At 37.9% G+C, this 15,596-nt stretch carries 19 protein-coding genes; all 19 read left to right on the top strand.

Features of this window, described 5'->3' with window-relative positions; translation table 11 throughout:
• Positions 1 to 86 precede the first annotated feature (86 nt).
• The 19 genes from PYW36_RS03320 to PYW36_RS03410 all read left to right on the top strand — a co-directional run bounded on the left by PYW36_RS03320 (position 87) and on the right by PYW36_RS03410 (position 15,499).
• On the top strand, positions 87 to 341 hold the full coding sequence (locus PYW36_RS03320) for a type B 50S ribosomal protein L31 (protein WP_037576577.1): 255 nt from the start codon (positions 87 to 89) through the stop codon (positions 339 to 341).
• 230 nt (positions 342 to 571) lie between these two features.
• Complete coding sequence (locus PYW36_RS03325; protein ID WP_103159241.1) at positions 572 to 1,168, top strand: thymidine kinase; 597 nt, start codon at positions 572 to 574, stop codon at positions 1,166 to 1,168.
• A gap of 3 nt (positions 1,169 to 1,171) precedes the next feature.
• The gene (prfA, locus tag PYW36_RS03330) at positions 1,172 to 2,248 is read left to right on the top strand and encodes a peptide chain release factor 1 (protein ID WP_103159242.1); all 1,077 of its coding nucleotides are present in this window, start codon (positions 1,172 to 1,174) and stop codon (positions 2,246 to 2,248) included.
• On the top strand, positions 2,238 to 3,080 hold the full coding sequence (gene prmC / locus PYW36_RS03335) for a peptide chain release factor N(5)-glutamine methyltransferase (RefSeq protein ID WP_103159243.1): 843 nt from the start codon (positions 2,238 to 2,240) through the stop codon (positions 3,078 to 3,080). Before prfA ends, prmC begins: the two co-directional genes overlap by 11 nt.
• Before the next feature lie 87 nt (positions 3,081 to 3,167).
• Positions 3,168 to 4,217 (top strand): L-threonylcarbamoyladenylate synthase, encoded by a 1,050-nt coding sequence (locus PYW36_RS03340; protein ID WP_172458459.1) that lies wholly within the window; start codon positions 3,168 to 3,170, stop codon positions 4,215 to 4,217.
• Complete coding sequence (locus PYW36_RS03345; protein WP_037576586.1) at positions 4,214 to 4,633, top strand: low molecular weight protein arginine phosphatase; 420 nt, start codon at positions 4,214 to 4,216, stop codon at positions 4,631 to 4,633. Before PYW36_RS03340 ends, PYW36_RS03345 begins: the two co-directional genes overlap by 4 nt.
• 124 nt (positions 4,634 to 4,757) lie before the next feature.
• Positions 4,758 to 5,285 carry a TIGR01440 family protein gene (locus tag PYW36_RS03350; RefSeq protein ID WP_037576588.1) on the top strand — a complete coding sequence of 176 codons (528 nt, stop codon included), beginning with the start codon at positions 4,758 to 4,760 and terminating at the stop codon, positions 5,283 to 5,285.
• Between the two features lie 22 nt (positions 5,286 to 5,307).
• Complete coding sequence (gene glyA, locus PYW36_RS03355; RefSeq protein WP_103159245.1) at positions 5,308 to 6,546, top strand: serine hydroxymethyltransferase; 1,239 nt, start codon at positions 5,308 to 5,310, stop codon at positions 6,544 to 6,546.
• A gap of 22 nt (positions 6,547 to 6,568) precedes the next feature.
• Positions 6,569 to 7,198, top strand: coding sequence for a uracil phosphoribosyltransferase (gene upp / locus PYW36_RS03360; protein WP_037576594.1), 630 nt, complete (start codon positions 6,569 to 6,571; stop codon positions 7,196 to 7,198).
• A gap of 27 nt (positions 7,199 to 7,225) precedes the next feature.
• A complete protein-coding gene (wecB, locus tag PYW36_RS03365; RefSeq protein ID WP_103159246.1) occupies positions 7,226 to 8,365 on the top strand; it encodes a non-hydrolyzing UDP-N-acetylglucosamine 2-epimerase in 1,140 nt (379 codons plus the stop codon).
• 226 nt (positions 8,366 to 8,591) lie between these two features.
• The gene (locus PYW36_RS03370) at positions 8,592 to 8,888 is read left to right on the top strand and encodes a hypothetical protein (RefSeq protein WP_229717321.1); all 297 of its coding nucleotides are present in this window, start codon (positions 8,592 to 8,594) and stop codon (positions 8,886 to 8,888) included.
• Between the two features lie 19 nt (positions 8,889 to 8,907).
• Complete coding sequence (gene atpB, locus PYW36_RS03375; protein WP_037576603.1) at positions 8,908 to 9,627, top strand: F0F1 ATP synthase subunit A; 720 nt, start codon at positions 8,908 to 8,910, stop codon at positions 9,625 to 9,627.
• A gap of 42 nt (positions 9,628 to 9,669) precedes the next feature.
• The gene (atpE, locus tag PYW36_RS03380) at positions 9,670 to 9,882 is read left to right on the top strand and encodes a F0F1 ATP synthase subunit C (protein ID WP_037576605.1); all 213 of its coding nucleotides are present in this window, start codon (positions 9,670 to 9,672) and stop codon (positions 9,880 to 9,882) included.
• A gap of 274 nt (positions 9,883 to 10,156) precedes the next feature.
• Positions 10,157 to 10,663, top strand: a complete 507-nt coding sequence (locus tag PYW36_RS03385) for a F0F1 ATP synthase subunit B (RefSeq protein ID WP_037576642.1) — start codon at positions 10,157 to 10,159, stop codon at positions 10,661 to 10,663.
• Positions 10,663 to 11,202, top strand: coding sequence for a F0F1 ATP synthase subunit delta (locus PYW36_RS03390; RefSeq protein WP_037576608.1), 540 nt, complete (start codon positions 10,663 to 10,665; stop codon positions 11,200 to 11,202). Before PYW36_RS03385 ends, PYW36_RS03390 begins: the two co-directional genes overlap by 1 nt.
• Positions 11,203 to 11,229: 27 nt before the next feature.
• Positions 11,230 to 12,738, top strand: coding sequence for a F0F1 ATP synthase subunit alpha (atpA, locus tag PYW36_RS03395; protein ID WP_037576611.1), 1,509 nt, complete (start codon positions 11,230 to 11,232; stop codon positions 12,736 to 12,738).
• A 31-nt stretch (positions 12,739 to 12,769) separates the two neighbouring features.
• Positions 12,770 to 13,636: an ATP synthase F1 subunit gamma gene (atpG, locus tag PYW36_RS03400; RefSeq protein WP_037576613.1), complete on the top strand. Its 867-nt coding sequence runs from the start codon at positions 12,770 to 12,772 to the stop codon at positions 13,634 to 13,636.
• Between the two features lie 24 nt (positions 13,637 to 13,660).
• Positions 13,661 to 15,073 carry a F0F1 ATP synthase subunit beta gene (gene atpD, locus PYW36_RS03405; protein ID WP_037576616.1) on the top strand — a complete coding sequence of 471 codons (1,413 nt, stop codon included), beginning with the start codon at positions 13,661 to 13,663 and terminating at the stop codon, positions 15,071 to 15,073.
• 21 nt (positions 15,074 to 15,094) lie between these two features.
• A complete protein-coding gene (locus PYW36_RS03410; protein WP_103159247.1) occupies positions 15,095 to 15,499 on the top strand; it encodes a F0F1 ATP synthase subunit epsilon in 405 nt (134 codons plus the stop codon).
• The last annotated feature ends 97 nt before the right edge of the window (positions 15,500 to 15,596 follow it).

Here is a 15,596-nt window from a genome sequence, read left to right on the forward strand (position 1 = left end):
AATGCAACCTTTATAATGTTTAAGTATTGGTGAAAACTCACAAATAACTCTGTTCCGGATGGTTCAGGGCAAAGGAGCTGAAAATAATGAAACAAGGCATTCATCCAGAATACCGTAAAGTAATCTTCTTAGATACTACAACAGATTTTAAATTCTTAAGTGGTTCTACGAAGTTTTCTAACGAAACAATGGAATGGGAAGATGGTAACGAGTATCCAGTTATTCGTTTAGATATCTCTTCAGATTCACACCCATTCTACACAGGACGTCAAAAATTTGCTGCTGCAGATGGTCGTGTGGAACGTTTCAACAAGAAATTCGGTCTCAAATCAAACAACTAATTATCGTATTAACGAAATACAAGGGAGCGGGACATTGGTCTCTGCTCCTTTTTTGTAGACAAAAGCACTTTTTTGATTATAAGTACGTTAACAATCATAAATGCATACATAGAAGATATAAGGGAGTGAGACATAAAAATGTTCGAACTCCTTTTTCATGAAATCTTCAAATAGGAACATCATTATATGATATAATTAAGCGATTATGTTTTGAAAAGGGTGGCAATAACATGTACGAAGCGTATCATTCAGGATGGATTGAATGCATTACCGGCAGTATGTTTAGTGGAAAGTCAGAAGAGCTGATTAGACGCTTGCGTCGAGGTGTGTATGCGAAACAAAAGGTCATCGTGTTTAAACCGACGATTGACGATCGATACCATAAAGAAAAAATAGTTTCGCATAATGGGAATGCGATAGAGGCCATTAATATTACTGAAGCGAAAGAAATAGAGCAACATGACTTGTCGGATGTAGATATTATAGGTATTGATGAAATTCAATTTTTTGATCGTACTGTCGTCGATATTGCGCAAGATTTGGCAAAAAAAGGTTATCGTGTGATTACTGCGGGGTTAGATATGGATTTCAAAGGGGAGCCATTTGATCCTGTTCCAGAGATGCTAGCGGTAAGTGAACATATTACTAAACTTCAAGCCGTTTGTGCAGTTTGTGGCGCATCTTCAAGTCGAACACAACGATTAATCGATGGACGACCTGCGAAATATGATGATCCAATTATAATGGTAGGGGCTAATGAAAGTTATGAACCTCGATGTCGTGCACACCATGTCATTTTACCGAGTAATGAAAAAGAGGAGGAATAAAATATGTTTGATCAATTAGATATTGTTGAAGAACGCTATGAACAACTCAACGAATTACTTAGTGATCCAGAAGTGGTGAGTGATTCAGATAAATTACGTAAATATTCTAAAGAACAATCAGAACTTCAAAAAACTGTTGAAGTTTATCGTCAATATAAACAAGTTAAAGAAGATTTAGAGGATATAGATTTAATGCTTAATGATACCTCAGATGAAGATGAAATTGAAATGTTAAAAGAAGAAGCCTCTGAATTAAAAGCGCAAATTCCAAGTTTTGAAGAGGAATTGAAACTATTATTAATTCCAAAAGACCCAAATGATGACAAAGACGTTATCGTTGAAGTGCGTGCAGCTGCTGGAGGGGATGAAGCAGCGATATTTGCGGGTGATTTATTTAGAATGTATACAAAATATGCAGAAGCGAATCGATTTAAAACAGAGATTGTGGAAGCCACTGAAAGTGATCACGGAGGATATAAAGAAATTAGTTTTTCAGTTTCAGGTGACGGGGCCTACAGTAAATTAAAATTCGAAAATGGTGCGCATCGTGTACAACGTGTTCCTGAAACAGAATCTGGTGGACGTATTCATACGTCAACAGCAACTGTGGCTGTTTTACCTGAAGTCGAAGATGTTGAAATTGAAATTCGCAACGAGGATTTAAAAATAGACACATATCGCTCAAGTGGGGCAGGAGGTCAACACGTTAATACAACGGACTCTGCTGTACGTATTACCCATTTACCTACAGGGGTTATTGCGACATCATCTGAAAAATCCCAAATTCAAAACCGTGAAAAAGCGATGAAAGTATTGAAAGCACGTTTATATGATATGAAAATCCAAGAAGAACAACAAAAATATGCTGCACAACGTAAGTCAGCTGTGGGGACGGGCGACCGTTCAGAACGTATTCGTACTTATAATTATCCGCAAAGCCGTGTCACAGACCATCGCATCGGTTTAACCTTACAAAAATTGGATCAAATTATGGAAGGTAAACTTGATGAAATCATTGATGCGCTTACAATGCACGAACAAACTGAAAAATTAAAAGAGCTTAATAACGGTGAAATATAATCAGTGGATTAGCCAAGCGCAACAGCAACTGCAAGATAAAAGATTAGAGACTGCTCAAGTCGATTGGTTAGTCATGGACTTGCTCGGATGGAGTCGGACTACATATTTGATGAATAAACAACAAGTCATCTCAGAGCAAGAATTTCATTTATTACAAAACGGTTTAGAACGATTGTTAAAAGGAGAACCTGAGCAATATGTCGTAGGATTTGCCTCCTTTATGGGCCGAGATTTCAAGGTTACCCCTGATGTCTTGATTCCAAGACCAGAAACTGAGGAAGTCGTCGCTCACTTTATGGATCAGTTACCTCGAGAAGGGACGATTGCAGATATTGGGACAGGTAGTGGTATCATTGCTATTTCGATAAAGAAAGCACATCCACAGTTGTCTGTTTATGCTTCTGATATTTCCCCTCAAGCCCTAGAGGTAGCTCAACGAAATGCGCAACAACACGATGCCGCCATACAATTTTTATGTGGTGATACGTTACACCCTTTTATAGAAAAAAAGTTGAAGTTGGAGGGATTAATTTCCAATCCGCCATATATCGACTGCATTGAACAAAATGTGATGAGTACAAGTACCTTAAATTATGAACCACATTTAGCGCTATTTGCTGAAGATGAGGGACTGAAAATTTATCGTTCTATACTCATACAACTGCCAAAAGTAATGAAAGAAGGGGCGCCTGTTGTTTTTGAAATAGGATATCAACAAGGTGCCGCATTAAAAAGTTTAATAACGAGCCTTTATCCACAACTTGTTCCAAAGGTCATTAAAGATATTAATGGGAATGACCGTATTATAAGTTTTAAATGGAGCGCCCAATAGTTGAATTCAAAGTTATGTCTCTAATATAGAGTGCATAACTTTTTATTATGAAGTAAAATAAAAGTAAGAAAGAGGTGTTTTCTCGTGATAAACACAAAAATTTGGGACGTACGTGAATTTACTTATCAACTCAAAGATTATCCTCAATTTGAAGAAATTGTTCGTATGTATCAAGAAGGCAAATTAATCGTAATGCCAACAGAGACAGTATACGGCTTAGGTGCTAGCGCATTAAATGAAGAAGCGGTAAAAGGGATCTACGAAGCTAAAGGGCGCCCTTCAGACAATCCATTAATTATTCATATCTATGATACAGATCAATTAAATGATTTTGTGACCTCCGTTTCAGAAACAACATTAAAATTAATGGAAGCTTTTTGGCCAGGACCTATTACTTTTATTTTACCTCTTAAAAAAGGATTTTTATGTGAACGTGTAACGGGAGGGTTAAATTCGGTGGCTGTACGCATGCCAAGTCATCCAGTTGCCCGATATATTTTGAAAATAGCTAATATTCCTATCGCAGCACCAAGTGCGAACTTGAGCGGACGTCCATCACCTACAACGTTTGAACACGCATTCGAAGATTTAAATGGACGGGTGGATGGGATTATCCATTCGACACCAAGTGATGCTGGGCTTGAAAGTACAGTGATCGATTGTACGTCATTCCCATACCGAATTGCGAGACCAGGCACGATTACGCGTCAAATGTTGAATGAAATACTCCCTAATTCAATAGATGAGTCCGTCATAGATATGACCGAAAAGCCTATAGCACCAGGTATGAAATATAAACATTATGCACCGGATACACCACTCGTGATGATTGAAAATATTGAGGGCCCTATTCGTGAGAATGCACATGAAAATTGGCAAGAAATTGCTTTTATTGTCCCAGAAAGTAAGTCTAAGTATATCCCAAAAGAAGCCACAACGATGATTTTAAGTCATGATGAGTGGGACATCCAACACGCAAATCGTAATTTATACGCGGCATTACATCAATTAGATACTCTTTCAAATATACAGCGCGCTTATATTTATGGATACCCCGTAAACGAAGAAACTGAAGCCTTACGCAATCGAATGTTAAAAGCAGTCAATCACCAAATTATAAAGGATGAGCGTTTATGAGGATTATTTTTGTGTGCACTGGAAATACTTGCAGAAGTCCAATGGCAGAAAGTATTGCAAAGCGCCTGTTGCCAACGCATCAAATTGAATCACGAGGACTTATGGCAAGTGAGGGTGCCTCGCCATCTGCGCATACTGAGGAAGTATTAAAAATACATGACTATCCTGAACCTTCTTTAGCCAAGCAATTTCAGAAAGAAGATATGAAAGCGGATTTAATATTAACCATGACATCAGAACATAAGCGTTGGATTGACCACTATTTTGGGCAACAATCACATGTATATACGCTTAAAGATTATTTAGATAGTGCTTCTGATATTCCCGACCCGTTTGGAAGTTCATATGAAATGTATTTACAATTATTTCAACACCTTGAAACCGATATTTTCAAGCTTAAAGACCGAATAGATTAAATTCAGTTATATAATCAGTATAAGTTCCAAAGAAAATAAGTTATAATAAATGGCATATAGCACGTTTCTATGTTCTTTGGATAATTTGTTTTGTATTGATACATAATCCTAGGAGGTTTTGGAAATGAAAGGTTTAAAACAGTTATTAGAAGAACTCAAGTCTCAATCATTTTTTGTTGACGGAGAAATCTGTGTTATTGGTTGTTCTACATCAGAGGTGTTGGGCGACAAAATAGGTACGACAGGTTCTTTAGATATAGCAAAAGACATTTTTGAAGCACTCGATGAGATTTCAACAGAAACGGGTGTTTCATTTGCATATCAAGGATGTGAACATATCAATCGCGCATTGACGATTGAACGCAAAGACTTTGATCCGTATCAAATGGAGGAAGTAACGGTCGTTCCAGATGTTCACGCGGGAGGTTCATTGTCAACTTATGCCTATCGCCACCTAAAAGATCCAATTGTTGTAGAACATATCACAGCAAACAAAGGGATTGATATTGGCCAAACGTTAATCGGTATGCATCTTAAACACGTCGCTGTGCCTGTCCGCACATCTGTCGATAAAATAGGAGAAGCTATCGTAACGGTGGCAACGACACGACCTAAAAAAATTGGTGGTGAACGTGCGAAATATCAACTTTAAAAGGGAAAGAGGGATTACGTTTATGTCATTTATTTCTAAGCAAGACAAAGCAGTAGCTGATGCGATTCAAAAAGAATATCACCGTCAAAATAAGCACATCGAATTGATTGCTTCTGAAAACTTTGTATCAGAAGCAGTAATGGAAGCACAGGGCTCAGTCATGACAAATAAGTACGCTGAAGGATATCCTAATCGTCGATACTACGGAGGTTGCGTCAATGTCGATACGACAGAACAACTTGCGATTGATCGTGCGAAAAAACTCTTTAATGCAGAACATGTCAATGTGCAACCCCATTCTGGCTCGCAAGCGAATATGGCTGTATATTTAGTTGCTTTAAATCATGGCGACACTGTTTTAGGCATGAACTTAAGCCATGGAGGTCACTTAACGCATGGATCTCCAGTCAACTTTAGTGGTCAGTTTTATAACTTTGTGGAATATCAAGTGACTAAAGAGGAAGAACGCATTGATTATGAAGAGATTCGTCGCTTAGCAAAAGAAAATAAACCGAAGCTCATTGTCGCGGGCGCATCTGCATATTCTCGTGAAATTGATTTCAAAAAATTCAAAGAAATTGCGGATGAAGTTGGCGCTAAACTTATGGTAGATATGGCGCACATCGCCGGATTAGTTGCGGCAGGATTACACCAAAATCCAGTAGAGGTTGCAGATTTTGTTACGACAACAACGCACAAAACACTACGTGGTCCTCGTGGAGGTATGATTTTGTGTAAAGAGAAATATAAAAAAGACATAGACAAAACAATTTTCCCAGGCATTCAAGGGGGGCCATTAGAGCACGTGATCGCTGCAAAAGCTGTGGCGTTTGGAGAAGCGTTACAGCCTGATTTCAAAACGTACCAAGCACAAGTGATTAAAAATGCAAAAGTACTTGCAGAAACATTACAAAAAAACGGTTTTCGTATTGTCTCTGGCGGTACAGACAATCATCTTGTAGCGGTAGATGTTAAAGGTTCTATTGGTATCACGGGTAAAGATGCTGAAGAAGCATTGGATCGTGTGGGTATTACATGTAATAAGAATACGATTCCATTTGACCAAGAAAAACCTTTTGTAACGAGTGGCATTCGCTTGGGCACACCTGCTGCAACAACACGCGGTTTTGATGAGGATGCGTTTGAAGAAGTCGCAAATATTATTAGCGATGTGCTCAAACATCATCAAGATAGTGACGTTATTGAAAAAGCAGAAAAGCGTGTTCAAACGTTAACTCAAAAATTCCCATTATATAACTAATGATATTGGAGGCAAAAAAACAATGGGTAAAGTACATGTATTTGATCATCCATTAATTCAACATAAGTTAAGTTATATTCGTGACGTCAATACGGGGACGAAAGCTTTTCGTGAGCTTGTTGATGAAGTAGGAATGTTGATGGCCTACGAGGTGACACGTAACTTAGAATTGCAAGAAGTCGAAATTGAAACACCAGTTACAAAAGCGAAAGCCAAACGTTTATCTGGTAAAAAATTAGCTTTTGTTCCAATTCTTCGTGCAGGGTTAGGCATGACACAAGGTATTTTAAATCTAGTGCCTGCTGCGCGTATCGGCCATGTTGGATTATATAGAGATCCTGAAACTTTAGAAGCCGTAGAATATTTTGTGAAGTTACCACAAGATATCGAGGAACGTGAAATTATCGTAGTAGATCCTATGTTAGCGACTGGAGCATCAGCGATTGAAGCGATTACTTCATTGAAAAAACGTGGCGCAAAGCACATTCGTTTTATGTGTTTAATTGCCGCACCTGAAGGCGTTCAGAAACTTCAAGAAGCACACGAAGATGTAGATATTTTTATTGCTGCACTTGATGAAAAACTTGATGAAAACGCCTATATCATCCCAGGCTTAGGGGATGCTGGTGACCGTTTATTTGGTACAAAATAATTGTCTTAATTAAGGAGCGCTTATTTGATGAAACGAATTATGACGATATTTGGTACGCGTCCTGAAGCGATTAAAATGGCGCCACTTGTTCTTCAGTTAAAAAAAGAAGAGCAATTAGAGCCTGTCGTTGTCGTGACGGCGCAACACCGAGAAATGCTAGATTCTGTATTAGAAACCTTTAATATACAACCAGATTATGACTTAAATGTAATGAAACCTGGACAAACATTATCCCAAGTCACATCACGTGTTTTAACAGGACTTGAAGATATTATTAAAGAAGTACAACCCGATATGATTTTAGTACACGGTGATACAACAACAACTTTTGCAGGGAGTTTAGCAGCATTTTATAACGAGATCAGTATTGGTCATGTTGAAGCTGGACTGAGAACTTGGAATAAATATTCTCCATTTCCTGAAGAGATGAATCGTCAAATGACTGGTATCATGGCAGATTTACACTTTGCACCAACAGAACAAGCGGAAAAGAATTTATTAAACGAAAATAAAGACCCACAATCAGTAGTCGTAACGGGTAATACCGCAATTGATGCAATGCACACGACAATCGACCAAGATTATCAATCAGAAATTATTCAACGTCATCAAGATAAACGCATCATTCTTTTAACTTCACACAGACGTGAAAATATTGGGCAACCGATGGAAAATATTTTTAAAGCAGCGAGACGTATTGTGGAAGAGATCGAAGATGCTGTTATTGTGTATCCAATGCACAAAAACCCTAAAGTAAGAGACATTGCACGTCAATATTTGAGTGATCATGATCGCATTGAATTGATTGAACCACTTGAAGTTGTGGATTTTCATAATTTTGCACATCAATCATATTTGATTTTAACTGATTCTGGAGGGGTTCAAGAAGAAGCGCCTTCATTAGGAAAACCTGTTTTAGTGTTACGAGACACGACAGAACGTCCTGAAGGTGTAGAAGCGGGTACATTAAAACTTGCAGGAACCGAAGAAGAAGACGTTTATCGTCTCACGAAAGAGCTATTAACAGACAAAGAATTATATCAAAGTATGAGTATAGCGCAAAACCCTTATGGCGATGGACATGCATCTGAAAGAATTTGCAACCATATTCGACGTTATTTTGGTTTAACACAAACAAAACCGGAATCATTTAAACCGGAAGCATAGTGGCAAACTAAATGTGTCAATTTTGTGACTATTTGTGACTTTAAATGAAGTCCTCTTAAATGCATAATTGACACACTTTTGCCCCTATATTATCATGAAAGTTGTATGCATGGAACGGCTTTCATAAATGTTCCTAAAAGTGGAAAAGGGGTTCATTATGGTACGTTTACTAAAGTGTACACAGCCGTTTTTGACATATTATTGTTGCCTCTGGGTGGGCCTCATTATGCTTTATATTTGGATACATCATGCTTTTGTTCTTGGATTGATTGTAGGTATGGTAGCATCTACGCTTAACACGCTTATTTTTGAACTTTATTTATATCGCGCTCAGTCGATAAATGTAGGTTCACTTTCAACGGGCGGAAGTTGGCGTTTTTTAAATGCGATACTTGCTTGTTTAATATGGGGCTTTTTCCAGGAACAGATACATATTTTAGGTGTATTGATAGGGCTAATGGTTTCTTATGTTTTTATAGTTTTTCGTCCGTTACTCAAGCCGGACACACGTAACTCTAATTGAAAAGAGGTGAAATTTTAAAATGGATCATAAAAGTCCAATAGTAACTTGGCATTTTCTAGGATTGGATATTAACTTTAACTTATCTACGGTAATGATGTTGATTATCACAGCAATTATCGTGTTTGTGCTAGCAGTCTTATGTACACGAAATCTTCAGAAAAGACCTAAAGGTGCCCAAAACTTTATCGAATGGGTATTTGATTTTGTGCGGGGCATCATTGAAAGTAACATGGCTTGGTCTAAAGGAGGTCATTTTCACTTCTTAGCAGTGACATTAATTTTGTTTATTTTTGTGGCTAATATGTTAGGTTTACCTTTACAATTGGTAGCAAATCACTACTTATGGTGGAAGTCACCAACTGCAGATCCGCATGTCACACTCACACTAGCAACAATGATGGTAATTCTTACTCATTACTATGGAGTGAAAATGCGAGGTACAAAAGCGTATCTTCACAACTATGTTCAACCTTATCCTGCATTAGTAGTCATTAATGTATTTGAGGAATTTGCCTCTACGTTAACTTTAGGTTTGCGTCTGTATGGTAATATTTTTGCCGGTGAAATTTTACTTGGCTTACTTGCGGGCGTGACGTTTAGTGCATTTGGTTGGATTATTGGTATTCCAGGTTTAATTGTATGGCAAGGTTTCTCAATATTTGTAGGTTCTATCCAAGCATATATCTTTATTATGTTATCAATGGTTTACATGTCACATAAAGTGGCAGACGACCATTAAAAATAAAAAAATCACATTTAAAAAATTAGGAGGATTTATATAATGAATTTAATCGCAGCAGCAATCGCAATTGGTTTATCAGCACTTGGTGCAGGTGTAGGTAACGGTTTAATCGTATCTAGAACAGTAGAAGGTGTCGCTCGTCAACCAGAAGCACGTACACAGTTAATGTCAATCATGTTCATCGGTATCGGTTTAGTTGAGGCACTTCCAATCATCGGCGTAGTTATCACTTTCATCGTTTTATTCCAATAAACGATTCGTATTGATAACTTATCACGACATTTTCCAATAAGCACAAAAGTAAGAATTTTATTGAGTCCGGGCGGAGACATGGTTAACGTGCTCGCCCCAAATTTATAATGATAAAAAATGGAAACTGATGATTAAGTATAGTGGTGATCAACGTCAACACTAAAAATCATCCGTGCCGGGGTGGGATTTGAGAAACAATTACTCCCACTCCCATTCATTTTATAGTTTCGTGATGAAATGATTGAAAGGAGTGTACAGCAAATTGACAACCAACATGTTTACCTTTGCAGCTAGTGCGGGTGGCGTAAATATTGGTGACATCATTGTTACAATTTTAACGTTTGTCATCTTACTTTTCCTACTTAAAAAGTTTGCATGGGGACCACTTAAAAAGGTTATGGACGATCGTGAGCGTTCAATCAATCAAGATATTGATGATGCAGAACGTGCAAAAATGAATGCACAACGTCTAGAAGAAGAAAATCGAAAAACTTTAAAAGAAACACAAGATCAAGTACACAAAATGCTTGAGGAAGCCAAAGTACAAGCACAACGCCAACAAGAAGAAATTATCCATGAAGCGAATCAACGTGCGAACGGTATGTTAGAAACGGCGCAAAGTGAAATCAAGAGTGAAAAAGAACGTGCATTAGCTGAAATTAATAATCAAGTCTCTGAACTTTCTGTATTAATTGCATCAAAAGTGTTACGTAAAGAAATTTCTGAACAAGACCAAAAAGACCTTATTGAAAAGTACATTAAAGAGGTAGGGGATAAATAATGGCACAAGTTGCACAAAAATATGCCCAAGCACTTTTTGATGTTGCAGTTAAAGCTGAAGTCCTTACAGATATTTATCAAGATTTCACTGAAATTAACACAAGTATCCAAAGTGAAGGTTCTCGATTACAAGTCATTGACCTTGAACCAAAGCTTACATTAGACGATAGACAAAATTTAGTCTCAAATGTATTCAAAGGTGTACATCCGTACTTGTTGAATACATTAAAAGTAATGACTGGACATCGTAACTTAGCTTTGTTAGGAGACGTGTACAAGGCATTTGAAGGTTTATATAATCATTTCCACGGTTTTGACGATGCGTACGTTGTTTCTGCGCGTCCTTTATCCGAACCAGAATTAGCACATTTAAAACATGCTTTAGTTCAACGTACAGGGTTAAAAGACCTTAATCTACATACTTCAGTCGACGAAGCGCTTATCGGTGGCGTCAAAGTTAAAATTGGTACAAAAGTATATGATGGAACTGTACAAAACGACTTAGAGCAACTCGCAAAAAAATTCAGTAGAGCACATTAAATACGAGATGAAAGAGGAGTGACATAGATGGCCATAAAAGCTGAGGAAATTAGTGCATTACTTCGCTCTCAAATTGAGAACTATGAGTCAGAAATGTCTGTAACTGATGTAGGGACAGTTATCCAAATTGGTGACGGTATTGCATTAGTACATGGACTGAACGACGTTATGGCTGGCGAATTATTAGAATTCCACAATGGTGTTCTAGGATTAGCACAAAACTTAGAAGAAACTAACGTAGGTGTTGTTATTTTAGGCCCTTACGATGAAATTACAGAAGGTGCTGAAGTAAAACGTACAGGACGTATTATGGAAGTTCCTGTTGGTGAAGAACTTATCGGTCGTGTGGTTAACCCATTAGGTCAACCTATCGATGGTCAAGGTCCATTAAATACAACAAAAACACGCCCAATTGAGAAAAAAGCAACGGGTGTTATGGCTCGTAAATCAGTTGACGAACCATTACAAACAGGTATCAAAGCCATTGACGCATTAGTTCCTATTGGACGTGGACAACGTGAGTTAATTATTGGTGACCGCCAAACAGGTAAAACAACGGTTGCTATTGATACAATTTTAAACCAAAAAGACCAAGATATGATTTGTGTTTATGTAGCGATTGGTCAAAAAGAATCAACGGTACGTGCTTCTGTTGAAAAATTACGTCAAGCGGGCGCATTAGATTATACAATAGTTGTATCAGCATCAGCCGCACAACCTTCACCAATGTTATACATTGCACCATATGCAGGTGTTTCAATGGCTGAAGAATTCATGTTTAACGGAAAACATGTGCTTGTTGTGTATGATGATTTAACGAAACAAGCAGCAGCTTACCGTGAGTTATCATTATTATTACGTCGTCCACCAGGCCGTGAAGCTTATCCAGGTGATGTATTCTACTTACATAGTCGTTTATTAGAACGTGCGGCTAAGTTGAATGATGATTTAGGTGGAGGCTCAATTACAGCTTTACCATTCGTTGAAACACAAGCTGGAGATATCTCAGCATATGTTCCTACAAACGTTATTTCTATTACTGACGGTCAAATCTTCTTGCAATCTGATTTGTTCTTCTCAGGTGTTCGACCTGCCATTAATGCCGGTCTTTCAGTATCACGTGTAGGGGGCTCTGCGCAAATTAAAGCGATGAAGAAAGTTGCAGGGACATTACGTTTAGACCTTGCTTCATACCGTGAATTAGAATCGTTCGCACAATTTGGTTCAGACCTAGATGAAGCGACTGCCAAAAAACTTGAACGTGGTAAACGTACAGTTGAGGTCTTAAAACAAGATCAAAACAAACCATTACCTGTTGAACATCAAGTGCTCATCATTTATGCATTAACACGTGGATATCTTGATGATATTCCAGTAGAAGACATTACACGTTTTGAAGCTGAAATCATTGAATGGACGAAAGGAAATGCAAATGACATTTTCACTGAAATCCGTGAAACAGGTGGCTTACCTGCTGACGAAAAATTTGAAAAAGCAATTAATGCATTCAAACAAAGCTTCAAAAAATCAGAATAAAGCAAAATACATGAGATAAGGTGGTGAGATAGTGGCTTCTTTAAAAGAAATTGATTCACGTATTAAATCAACGAAAAAGATGAAACAAATTACGAGTGCGATGAACATGGTATCCAATTCTAAACTTCGTAAGGCTGAAAAAAATACGAAGAAATTCCGTCCTTATATGGAAAAGATGGAAGATGCTATTACAGCTATCGCAGGATCAAGTTCGTCTAGTAATCATCCGATGTTAAACGAGCGTGAAGTCAAGCGTGTGGGATACATGGTCATTACGAGTGATAGCGGATTAGCAGGTGCCTATAGCGCAAATGTTCTCAAAAAAATGATTCGTGATATTGAAAAGCGTCATCAAAGTCAGGATGAATATCGTCTTATTGTTTTAGGTAAAATAGGGATTTCATTTTTAGAAAATCGTGGCTATAAAATAGAAAACGCTTTGACTGATATTCCAGACCAACCTTCATTCAAAGCGATACAATCTATTGCGACACGTGCCGTTGATTTATTTAACGAAGAAAAAATTGACGAATTAAATGTCTACTATAGCCATTATGTCAGTGTGATTGAAAACACACCAAAAAGTAAAAAGTTACTGCCATTATCACCTGAAGATCAATCTTTAGGACATGGTGCAATGTCATCTTATGAATTTGAGCCTGACAAAGAATCAATCTTAAAAGTATTATTGCCACAATATATTGAAAGTTTGATTTATGGCACAATTTTAGATGCCAAAGCAAGTGAGCACGCTTCACGTATGAATGCCATGAAGAATGCTTCTGATAATGCAACTGATTTGATTGATGATTTATCTTTACAATATAACCGTGCACGACAAGCAGCAATCACACAACAAATTACTGAAATTGTTGGCGGTGCAGCAGCACTTGAATAACATTTTTTATAAGGAGGAACTAACATGGGATTAGGCCGTGTAACACAGGTCATGGGGCCAGTCATTGACGTGCGTTTTGACCATAATGAAATTCCAAACATTAACAACGCACTTGTAATTGATGTACCTAGAGATGGTAAAACGGAACAACTCACTTTAGAAGTAGCCTTACATTTAGGTGATGATGTTGTTCGTTCTATCGCAATGGACTCAACAGATGGTGTACAACGTGGTGCTGAAGTGAAAGATACTGGAGCACCTATCAGTGTACCAGTTGGAGATGCAACATTAGGCCGTGTGTTTAATGTATTAGGAGATAAAATTGACCTTGAGCCAGAAATCGACGCTTCTGTCCGTCGTGATCCAATTCACCGTCAAGCCCCTCAATTTGATGAATTATCAACTGAGGTTGAAATTTTAGAAACGGGTATCAAAGTTGTAGACTTATTAGCCCCTTACATTAAAGGTGGTAAAATTGGATTATTCGGTGGTGCGGGTGTAGGTAAAACCGTTTTAATTCAAGAGCTCATTAATAACATCGCTCAAGAACACGGTGGTATTTCTGTATTCGCCGGTGTTGGTGAACGTACACGTGAAGGAAACGACTTGTACTACGAAATGAAAGACAGTGGTGTTATTGCGAAAACAGCGATGGTATTCGGTCAGATGAATGAGCCACCAGGTGCGCGTATGCGTGTAGCACTTTCTGGTTTAACAATGGCAGAATACTTCCGTGATGAACAAGGACAAGACGTGTTATTATTCATTGATAACATTTTCCGCTTCACTCAAGCAGGTTCAGAAGTATCTGCATTGTTAGGTCGTATGCCTTCAGCAGTAGGTTACCAACCAACATTAGCTACTGAAATGGGACAACTACAAGAGCGTATTACTTCAACAAATAAAGGTTCTGTTACGTCAATTCAAGCAGTATTCGTACCTGCCGATGACTATACTGACCCAGCACCAGCAACAGCTTTCGCGCACTTAGATGCGACGACAAACTTGGAACGTAAATTAAGTGAAATGGGTATTTATCCTGCAGTGGATCCTTTAGCGTCAACATCACGTGCCTTAGAGCCAACTGTCGTTGGACAAGAACATTACGAAGTGGCACGTCAAGTTCAATCTACATTACAAAAATACCGTGAATTACAAGATATTATTGCAATTTTAGGTATGGATGAGCTTTCAGACGAAGATAAGAAAACAGTTGAACGTGCGCGTCGTATTCAATTCTTCTTATCTCAAAACTTCCATGTTGCTGAACAGTTTACAGGACAAAAAGGTTCTTACGTACCAGTTAAAAATACGGTTCAAGACTTTAAAGCAATTTTAGATGGTAAATATGACCATATTCCTGAAGATGCTTTCCGTCTTGTAGGTGGTATTGACGACGTTATTGCCAAAGCTAAAGACATGGGTGTTGAAGTTTAATACAATTAGGAGGTATGGATAATGAATACATTAACCTTAGATATCGTCACTCCTAATGGTTCTGTTTATAAACAAGACAATGTAGAAATAGTTGTCTTACAAACAACAGCAGGCGAAATGGGTGTGATGCATGGTCACATTCCGACGGTTGCCCCATTACGTATAGGACATATTAAAGTTAACCGCAATGGTCAATCTGATTATATAGCTGTAACTGAAGGATTTGCGGAAATACGCCAAGAAAAAGTTAATATTTTAGTCCAGTCTGCAGAATCTGCGGATGATATTGACTTAGAGCGTGCAAAATCTGCCAAACAACGTGCGACGTTTTATCTAGATGGTGATAAAAGTGATACGGATTATAAACGTGCAGAACGCGCGTTAAAACGTGCAGAAAACCGCATCGAAGTCGCAAAATTTAAATAAACTATAAACAATAACCTACTGACGTTAATCAGTAGGTTATTGTTTTTTTGTGAGAAAGTTCTAAGTTATTTATTATTTGAAATTGCATCAATTGTAT

This window comes from Staphylococcus chromogenes (genome assembly GCF_029024625.1).
GTDB lineage: Bacteria > Bacillota > Bacilli > Staphylococcales > Staphylococcaceae > Staphylococcus > Staphylococcus chromogenes.

Excerpts from the sequence above, each read along its gene's own strand:
- PYW36_RS03320 (WP_037576577.1), top strand. The coding sequence starts at position 87 with ATGAAACAAGGCATTCATCCAGAATACCGTAAAGTAATCTTCTTAGAT.
- PYW36_RS03325 (WP_103159241.1), top strand. The coding sequence starts at position 572 with ATGTACGAAGCGTATCATTCAGGATGGATTGAATGCATTACCGGCAGT.
- prfA (WP_103159242.1), top strand. The coding sequence starts at position 1,172 with ATGTTTGATCAATTAGATATTGTTGAAGAACGCTATGAACAACTCAAC.
- PYW36_RS03345 (WP_037576586.1), top strand. The coding sequence starts at position 4,214 with ATGAGGATTATTTTTGTGTGCACTGGAAATACTTGCAGAAGTCCAATG.
- PYW36_RS03350 (WP_037576588.1), top strand. The coding sequence starts at position 4,758 with ATGAAAGGTTTAAAACAGTTATTAGAAGAACTCAAGTCTCAATCATTT.
- glyA (WP_103159245.1), top strand. The coding sequence starts at position 5,308 with ATGTCATTTATTTCTAAGCAAGACAAAGCAGTAGCTGATGCGATTCAA.
- upp (WP_037576594.1), top strand. The coding sequence starts at position 6,569 with ATGGGTAAAGTACATGTATTTGATCATCCATTAATTCAACATAAGTTA.
- wecB (WP_103159246.1), top strand. The coding sequence starts at position 7,226 with ATGAAACGAATTATGACGATATTTGGTACGCGTCCTGAAGCGATTAAA.
- PYW36_RS03370 (WP_229717321.1), top strand. The coding sequence starts at position 8,592 with ATGCTTTATATTTGGATACATCATGCTTTTGTTCTTGGATTGATTGTA.
- atpB (WP_037576603.1), top strand. The coding sequence starts at position 8,908 with ATGGATCATAAAAGTCCAATAGTAACTTGGCATTTTCTAGGATTGGAT.
- atpE (WP_037576605.1), top strand. The coding sequence starts at position 9,670 with ATGAATTTAATCGCAGCAGCAATCGCAATTGGTTTATCAGCACTTGGT.
- PYW36_RS03385 (WP_037576642.1), top strand. The coding sequence starts at position 10,157 with ATGTTTACCTTTGCAGCTAGTGCGGGTGGCGTAAATATTGGTGACATC.
- PYW36_RS03390 (WP_037576608.1), top strand. The coding sequence starts at position 10,663 with ATGGCACAAGTTGCACAAAAATATGCCCAAGCACTTTTTGATGTTGCA.
- atpA (WP_037576611.1), top strand. The coding sequence starts at position 11,230 with ATGGCCATAAAAGCTGAGGAAATTAGTGCATTACTTCGCTCTCAAATT.
- atpD (WP_037576616.1), top strand. The coding sequence starts at position 13,661 with ATGGGATTAGGCCGTGTAACACAGGTCATGGGGCCAGTCATTGACGTG.
- PYW36_RS03410 (WP_103159247.1), top strand. The coding sequence starts at position 15,095 with ATGAATACATTAACCTTAGATATCGTCACTCCTAATGGTTCTGTTTAT.